Source organism: Maribacter spongiae, from assembly GCF_047345125.1.
Classification (GTDB): domain Bacteria; phylum Bacteroidota; class Bacteroidia; order Flavobacteriales; family Flavobacteriaceae; genus Maribacter.
Genome location: NZ_JBLFEQ010000020.1, coordinates 1 through 8742, shown reverse-complemented (window position 1 = coordinate 8742; position 8742 = coordinate 1). Strand labels below are relative to the sequence as shown.

Sequence of the window (8742 nt, the reverse complement as noted above, 5' to 3'; positions counted from 1 at the left end):
CAAATACGATCTGCGACTCCGAATACTTTGATCGTTTCATAAGCAAATACTTGTTTAAAGTTAAACATTTATTCGCCCGATATTCTCTACTTTTAAACTGTCCGGTTTAGCGGGAGGAGGTCAATTCTGAATGTCCCAATTTAGAACTTTTACTATGCAAAAAAGGGGTGTGTTCTACAAAAACCCAATCCTTTTTATTTTAAGCATTTATTAGTAATAGCGATTTATAATTTTTTCAAGGCTCCGCTAAAATCTAAAATAACTTTATCGTCAAGTTTATTTAATACTGCAAATTCCTTATGCGCAACCAAAATAGCGATGATATCTGCTTCTTCAACAGCAACGGAAATATCAGTTAGTTTAAATACGTTATGATTATCAATATTAGGTTCAACAATATAATAATCTTCGTTATTAGAATCTTGTAAGACACGTTGTACTATATATTTAGCTGGTGACTCTCTTAAATCATCAATATTCGGTTTAAATGCTAATCCTAAAAGAGCAACTTTTGGTTTTCTCCCATGACGTAGTTCAAATTCTAATTTGGTTGAAACAATTTTTTCAGCACACCAGAAAGATTTATAGTTATTTACCTCTCTGGCTTTTCCAATTATCCTAGATTCCATAGGGTACTCAGCAACTATAAAATAAGGATCAACGGCAATACAATGACCCCCAACGCCACATCCAGGCTGCAAGATATTTACTCTTGGGTGTTTATTGGCTAGATTAATTAATTCCCAAACATCAATATCGGCCTTATCACATATAAGCGAAAGCTCATTTGCAAAAGCAATTTGAACGTCTCGAGATGAATTTTCAACTAATTTACACATTTCTGCAGTTCGTGCATTAGTTTCATGTAGGTCTCCAGTAACATATTTACGATAAAACTCGACAGCTTTTTTTGTACTGTTTTCATCGATTCCTCCAATAACACGGTCGTTATTTACAAGTTCATACATCACATTACCTGGTAATACTCTTTCTGGACAATATGCAATATAAACCTCTCCTTTTAATTCAGGCCTTTCTTCATAGATGAAGTTCATCATTTTTTCAGTGGTGCCTACTGGTGAAGTTGATTCGATGATGTACATATCTCCTTTTTTCAATAGAGGTATAATATTTTTGGTAGCAGACTCCACATAGGAAATATCTGGCTCATGATTATTTTTAAAAGGCGTGGGCACCACGATTAGATAGGTATTTGCCATTACAGCTTCTGTACTCGCCTTTAGAAATCCTTTTGAAACGGCCTCGGAAACCGCTTCGTCTAAATCGGGTTCTACGATATGAATTTTCCCCTCATTGATTGTTTTTACAACATCTGAGTTAATATCTACACCGTGTACATGGGTGCCATTTTGTGATATTAGTGCGGCAGTTGGTAAACCAATATAACCAAGTCCTATAATATTTACTTCTGGATTTTTCATTATTTTAAAGATTTTTAATGTATTCTACAATTTTCTTGCAGGCTTTTCCATCTCCATAAGGGTTATGTAATTTACTCATGGATTTATATCTATCTTCATTTGTCAGTAGGCTATTGGCCTCGCTAACTATTTTTTTAGTATTTGTTCCTACTAAAATAACGGTGCCCGCATCTACTGCTTCTGGTCTTTCTGTAGTATCTCTCATTACCAATACTGGCTTACCTAAACTAGGTGCTTCTTCTTGTACACCTCCACTATCCGTAATAATAAGTTCTGCCTTATTCATTAACCAAACAAAGGCCGGATAGGCTAGTGGCTTAATTAGTTTTACATTAGAAAGATTTCCTAAAATTTCATGTACCGGCTTAAGAACTTTTGGGTTTAAGTGAACAGGATAAACAATTTGTACATCTGGGTTATTAGCCACTATTTCTTTTAAAGCATTACAAATGTTTATAAAACCCTGTCCATGATTTTCTCTTCTGTGCCCAGTTACCAAAACAATTTTTTTATCAAAGTCTAAGGTCTGCTTCAGCTCTTCTATTTCGTTGTCCTCCAAGTTTTGCACTTTCGAAGAACTTTCTAAAAGTGCGTCAATAACAGTATTTCCAGTAATTAAAATAGACGCTTTAGCTATGTTTTCTCTGAGTAAATTTTCTTGAGAGGTTGTAGTAGGAGCAAAGTGGTAGTCCGCAATTCGGCCAGTAATAGATCTATTAATCTCTTCAGGGAAAGGAGCATATTTGTTGAAGGTACGTAGCCCAGCTTCTACATGGCAAATTTTTGCTCCTGCATAGAAGCCAGCGATACCTGCAGCCATGGTAGTTGTTGTATCACCATGTACATATACAAAATCTGGCTTAAACGATTCTAATACGGGTTGAAGCTCTGTTATAATTGCTGCTGTTAGTCCATAAAGATTTTGCCCAGGTTTCATTAAATCTAAATCATAGTCTGGCGTAATTTCAAAAAAATCAAGTACTTGGTCTAGCATCTCGCGGTGTTGTGCTGTTACACAAACCTTAGTTTCAAAAGCACTAGACTTCTTAAACTCTTTTACTAATGGAGCCATTTTAATGGCTTCTGGTCGCGTTCCAAAAATTATAAGATTCTTTTTTTTCATTGATGAAAGATTTCTTTTTGTTTTACTAAGAGTTTGTCTGTATTAGTTCTTTTGAAACAATATATTATTTACGAGCAATTTTTTTAATTTCATTCAAATACTTAAGTGCCAATTTATTTCTATCAAAATGTTCTTTCGCATGATTATACCCATTTAGACCTTGTTCAATTATATTGTGCTCACCCCTGAGATAACTCCGGATTTTTTCTGCTATATCATCAGCATTTTCGGGTTCTGCAAAAACACCACATTGGGCATCTTCTATAAGTTTTCTTGAAACACCATCAATTGCCAAAAGAATAGGTCTTTTACAAGACATATAGTCAAAAGTTTTGTTTGAATAAATGGTTTTAAAGGCATCAACCTTTTTTAATACTGCTGTACCCAAATCAGACGCGAGTATATATTTGAAAGCTGTTGCCTTGTCCACGAATCCAATAAATCGAACATTGTTTAAGTTTCGTTTTTTAACCTCATCAATTAACAGGGCTTTCGTGGGGCCTTCTCCGATAAGTTGTATGAGGACATTGGTGTCGGCAAGCTTTTCAGCTGCATCGATTAGTTGAATTAAATGATTTGCGATACCATGGGCACCTATATAGGTGATTACAAACTTATCATCAATTCCTTCTTCCTTTCTGAACGTATCGCGGTTAAAACTTTCCGCAACCTTTTCTGCTAAGCTGAAATCTGCAGCATTTGGAATATAAATGATTTTTTCCTTTGGAACGCCTTTCTTTATTAGCGCTTCTCTAAAGGCGGGGGTAAGAACATTGATTAGGTTAGAATTCCGATATATGAAAGCCTCAAATTTATATGAGAACTTTATTAAAGTTGAATTCCTAATTACACCTGTATCTATGGCAGATTCCGGCCATAAATCCCGTACTTCAAAAATAAGTGGTATTCTTTTCAATTTCGATAATATGTAAGCAGTAATTCCTACAAAAAGAGGAGGAGAGGTGACGACAAGGGCATTATATTTACCTTTCACCAAAAATAAACCCGCCCAGGTACTTGAAAAAACAAAAGAAAAATAGGCCCACAACCTTCCCAAAAAACTCACATCATATTGTTCTGATACATGACATCTATAGACATCCGTGTTTTTTTCAAAATCTTTTTCCAAATAGAAAAACTTCCCTTTATATCTAGGATTCAACTTTGTTGATCCATCCAACATACCAGCTATCACAGATATTTCATGTCCTTCCTCTGCCCAAACTTTGGTCATTTCATTAAATCGGAGGCCTCCACCTTGATTTTTTTCCACAAAATATTGATGTACTAATAATATCCTCATTTTGACTTAATTTCAATAGTTGTTTCAAAACCAGTTTCTGAACTATAGGTGTGCCTAATTGAAGGTTCTTTTTCCCCATAATAATTAGAGCACCATTTTTCTTCAATTACCGGATTAAGAAGGTTTCCATCACCATCTTGACAAATAATATCAATTTGTTTGTATGTTCTCGGATTGAAGTGCCAATAAAGTTGTGCGGTTAAATTTTCAGCATTTTTGATTGAATCTAAAATAGTCCATTTGTTCTGACCCTTCTTTTTACTTAGTGACCTTTTATGAACGATTTTATTTCCCAATTCAGGGAATCCTTGAAATTGACCATTAAATACATAGGAATTAGTGGCTTCTGAAAGGTTGGCTTTTGCTTTTTTGGTCCAATAATTCCAAATGAACCTACTTCCTTTTAGCATCTGCTCCTTACCATCCAAAGACACTGTATTATGTGCTTGGCATCTTCCGAAAAACTCACCACATTCCTCCGTAGTGTTGTATTTATAGGACCCCGTGTCCCAAATGTAGTTTTCGCCATCTAGCCAGATATCCACATGTAAGTTATCCGCATCTCCCGGTCTGTCTTTGTATTGTGCACATTTAATGAAAGTCTTGGTTGAACCGTCATTGATAACAAAATTTCCACCCAAAGGAAAAGAGGCCAGATTGTTATATTCTTGAGTAATTACTTTTGAATTAGTTACTCCATACCATTGTTGACTTTCGTCTTGTTTTGAAACTTCATTAAACAATATGGCACTTAAATCATTTAATTGTGATGTATATACCCGATAATCATCATTAGTTAGCTTGAAAAAAAGTGCGCCATCATTTGCCCCGTAATTTGGAAGTTTTCCACTTTGATGGTCTTGACATTGCCTTAGAAAGTATAGAGATTTCTTAGCCCTTTTATATACTGTTGAATTAAACTTAGAATTATGAAGCTCACCAAGCTTAATCCCCCAAGTGAGTAGTTGAATGGCAACCCGATGGTAATTCATGGAAAACTGCAGAAATGTTCCATCTTCATAAATCTGATAAGCGATTTCTTCCTCGAACCACTTTTTACCTTTTACAGACCATTTTTTGGTATTGGGCAAAAACGGAAATAGTATACCTCCCAGAAAGAGCATTAGTGTTTCGGTTAGAGCGTGGTTATTTCGTACAGCAATTCTAGAGAAGTTGATGTTGTTGTATACATGATGTAACTGCCAGTAGATGGCATTCATAATAGATTTAAACCTTTCCTCCGTTAACTCTTTAGAATTTCTATAATAATAAAGTGCAAACGTCCAATTAAGAACCCTTAAACTTATTTCCTGACTGCATCTATAGTTGGGCCCCAAGTTTATTGGGTTATGAATCAAAAAAGATTCAATCTCACCGAATACTAATTTGGAGCAATCTTTGTCAAAATGATAATCATAACGAATAATATCGTATAAGAAAGAAAATCGCGCTTTCTCCCATACATACTTTATGTCCCCAGCTTCTCTTGATAAATCTACTATTTTAGACCAGTGTTTTAATTCATATTGATATCCGGTCTCTGGATTTGTAACCCAATTGAAGTCTTTTCCCAATGATAATTTTGTTCTGCTGAAAAAAGTGTAGGTGTCATTATGAATATCGTTATAGGTTTCCTGAAGTTTGGAATGCTGATTCTTGGAGATTTTCAATGATTCTTTCGATTCAAAGAAAAATTTTGGAGTATTCTTTTTCCATTCATCCAAGGTTAAAGTGCAATCAACGAATTCAGGTTGTATAGGAAATATAAACTTTAAAAGTCCTGTTTTCCTGCGGATTTCATAACATAATCGGAATAAGGTATAGCGCATACCCATATTTCGAATAATATTTAATAGTCTAAGAACTTTCAAAGTAAAGGGAATACCTTATAAGGTTTATTATTTGGTTTATCAAAATTCAAGGCAAACTTAATTAGGATATAATTAATAACTTTAGAAATCAGATAATAACTTCAAAAATTTGGATGAACAGATGCGTTTGAACATCAAAACGATTGTTTAGACTTATTAGTATTATAATTACCCCAATATCTAGAATAGTTTTCTTTAAAAACAAATGTGATGTTGAAAAAAGGAGCTATTCATACTTCCTAATCAGTTCTTGGGTGCTGTAACACTACGATAAGGCATCCAATACGACTTTGAACTTGAATTCCGATGTAAAATTTCTTCATGTTATATAAGTAAATTTAATCCTTTAATTTGCTGCCCTGTTTTTTTGTATCTCAAATGTGCTCCAGAAATTTTGCAGGTTGAATAATTGGTAAAGAGATGAAATGCTTTTAAAAATGATTAAACTCCTCTATATTTCAATGATTTACAGGAATGATAAAGAAAAAATTTACTTATTAGAAAGGAGTATAGTATTTATTAACTCAGCCTGGTATTCAGCATTATATTTTTCCCTTATGATTTTATTGCAATTACTTCTCATTAATTCTTCTGACGTGTCTCTATTTTCAACAATCCATTGCTTAGTTTTTAAAGCCAAATCGAAAATTGAATTTCTTTTAAAAAGCATACCATTGACACCAGGTTCAATAGCTTCATATTCAGGCATTTGGTAATTGAAATCATCATGGGACAGTACAGGGATCCCATTGCCTAATGCTGACATTGCTGTCAATCCCACTTCACCTGGAGATACACAAAGGCTACTGATATCAAACAATTGTTCAAGTTCTTCATTCTTAAAACTAGCTCCATAAAAATGGCAATAATTGGTAAGGTTTAGGCATTGGGCTAAGCTTTCCAAATCTTTTCGGGCCTCGCCATCTCCTACGAAGAGTACATTAATTTTGAAGTCCTCTTCGACCAAAATATGAGCTGCTTGGAGGATTTGATCTAATTTTTTGACATATGTAAGCCGACCTACGAATATGATTATGGGTAAATCCGGATACTTAAATAACTGCTGTTTAGTTTGTTTCCGTTTTTCAATAGTGATCTCATTGTTCCTGATCAAATCATCAACACTTCCTGTTGAGTTGTAAATAACATGAAGTTTTCTTTCCGGAAAGCCATTTTTGATCATTATTGCCTTGGCCTTATGACCGTATAGGAGTACCCCATCGCTTAAGCCATAAAAAACCTTCCTAAGCTTCCATTTCCATCCCTTTCTTTTGGATATTACGCCATGGGTCCACATATATACTTTTTTATCTGTAAGTTTAAGATAAAAGACTGCTAACCATGTAGAAAGATAGTATGCGTTACCTAAGAAAATAACACTGTCAAACTTTTCTTTCCGTAAAAACTGCAATAACCCGGATTGCCAAAGTAGCACTTCCTTATATATCCATCTGTTTTTTACAAATTTCCAGTTGAGACCTCCATCCGCTACATCTCTATTAGCCAAATCAGGATTTATTTTCTTGATATCGTTACTGGAAATAGGATCCGAAACCAAGGTGTAATTTAAGTTAGGCGATTTTAACAGTTCTCGAATGACGGGTAATCTATAATGGGCAAAGTATGGATATATTATCGCCACATTTTTTATAGGTTTATCCAAATGGTTCATGTTTTGGTGTTTGAAAGATTAAAGGCCTTCCCAATTATTATAACTATAATATCCGAAATATAATTATTCAAACTAAAAAGGCACCTAATAATATATTTTCAAATTCATATTTTATTCTTCGGACCAGATAGAAAACAGTTTATTATCGTTTAAATTGTAAAAACTTAAGTATATTTTTTCTTCAATATTATTTCCCCAAAAGTCATTGCATATATGAAGAAATAGCATACAATAGTATTTTTGAATCAAAATTATATTGTTTATTTGAATGATTACTAAAGGGTCGTAATAACTTAAGCGGATTTTTCTTAAATTATCTATGACTAATTTATACAAACTTTCATTATGGTAATTATATCTGAGTTCAGTTTCTTTTAAGTGTAAATAGGACCCATTGTGCATTTTAAACAATGCTGATTTTAATGTTGTTTATATTTCTATCAAAGACGAACCTGTTAACGAACTGAACCATTGTCAAGGCAGTGATTTTGGACAGCACCCTTGTCTTGAACCCTTCAAATGTCTTTGCGTAGTTCCTCCGAATGTAGCCTTCCCCTTTCTGAAGGCTTCCCTGTTTTTCGTACAGTTTAAAAATCAATTATTTTTAGATTATTGACCTCCTCCCATAATTAGGTACTGGTCATAACTAGAGAATCCGGGCTATTTTCATTCATATCGATGTATTCGTTGGGGGACATGTCTCCCAACGAGCTGTGCGGCCTAAAGCTGTTGTAATCGGCTCTCCAAATATCGAACTTTTCCTGTGCATCTTCTAGGGAAAAGAACCAATTGGCATTTAAACATTCGTCCCTGAAAGAACCGTTGAAGCTCTCGATAAAAGGATTGTCCGTTGGTTTTCCTGGTCTTGAAAAGTCTAGTTCCACCCCGTTCTCGTACGCCCACTTGTCCAATACCTTGCTGATAAACTCACTTCCGTTATCCACTTTGATACGTTTCGGGAGTATTTCGTTCCCAAAAGTAATAGTTTCCATGACCTGTACGACATCACTTCCTTTGAGCGACTTTCCCGCGCAGATCGCCAAACATTTTCTACTATAGTTATCCACTACAGTTAAGGCTCTGAACCGATTACCGTTATAGAGCTGATCACTGACGAAATCCATACTCCAGCATTCATTTAAACTAGAGGCATTGCCTTCACTTGGTTGTCTATGAGCCGGAGAACGGTTGCGCCTTGGCCTCTTGCTCCTCAGGTTCAGACCTTCCTCGCAATAGACCCTGTACATGCGCTTGTGGTTGTCCATAAAACCTTCCCTTCTCAAAAGGATATGGATGCGCCAGAACCCATAACGCACCCTTACGGAAGCTAT

General features: G+C 35.0%; 6 protein-coding genes and 1 pseudogene. All 7 read right to left on the bottom strand.

Going from position 1 to position 8742, the window contains the following annotated elements; translation table 11 throughout:
- Positions 1–224: 224 nt before the first annotated feature.
- Positions 225–1442 (bottom strand): UDP-N-acetyl-D-mannosamine dehydrogenase, encoded by a 1218-nt coding sequence (wecC, locus tag ACKWB9_RS15555; RefSeq protein ID WP_414003934.1) that lies wholly within the window; start codon positions 1440–1442, stop codon positions 225–227.
- A gap of 4 nt (positions 1443–1446) precedes the next feature.
- On the bottom strand, positions 1447–2565 hold the full coding sequence (wecB, locus tag ACKWB9_RS15550) for a non-hydrolyzing UDP-N-acetylglucosamine 2-epimerase (protein WP_414003933.1): 1119 nt from the start codon (positions 2563–2565) through the stop codon (positions 1447–1449).
- A 64-nt stretch (positions 2566–2629) separates the two neighbouring features.
- On the bottom strand, positions 2630–3838 hold the full coding sequence (locus ACKWB9_RS15545) for a glycosyltransferase family 4 protein (RefSeq protein WP_414003932.1): 1209 nt from the start codon (positions 3836–3838) through the stop codon (positions 2630–2632).
- 26 nt (positions 3839–3864) lie between these two features.
- Positions 3865–5697 carry a heparinase II/III domain-containing protein gene (locus tag ACKWB9_RS15540; protein ID WP_414003931.1) on the bottom strand — a complete coding sequence of 611 codons (1833 nt, stop codon included), beginning with the start codon at positions 5695–5697 and terminating at the stop codon, positions 3865–3867.
- A gap of 532 nt (positions 5698–6229) precedes the next feature.
- Entirely contained in the window at positions 6230–7411 is a 1182-nt protein-coding gene (locus ACKWB9_RS15535; protein ID WP_414003930.1) for a glycosyltransferase, read from the bottom strand.
- Positions 7412–7814: 403 nt separating this feature from the next.
- A pseudogene (locus ACKWB9_RS15530) lies at positions 7815–7955 on the bottom strand (IS982 family transposase); the annotation flags it as partial.
- 85 nt (positions 7956–8040) lie between these two features.
- The coding region (locus tag ACKWB9_RS15525; RefSeq protein WP_414003929.1) for an IS3 family transposase at positions 8041–8742 on the bottom strand (702 nt) is incomplete at its 5' end.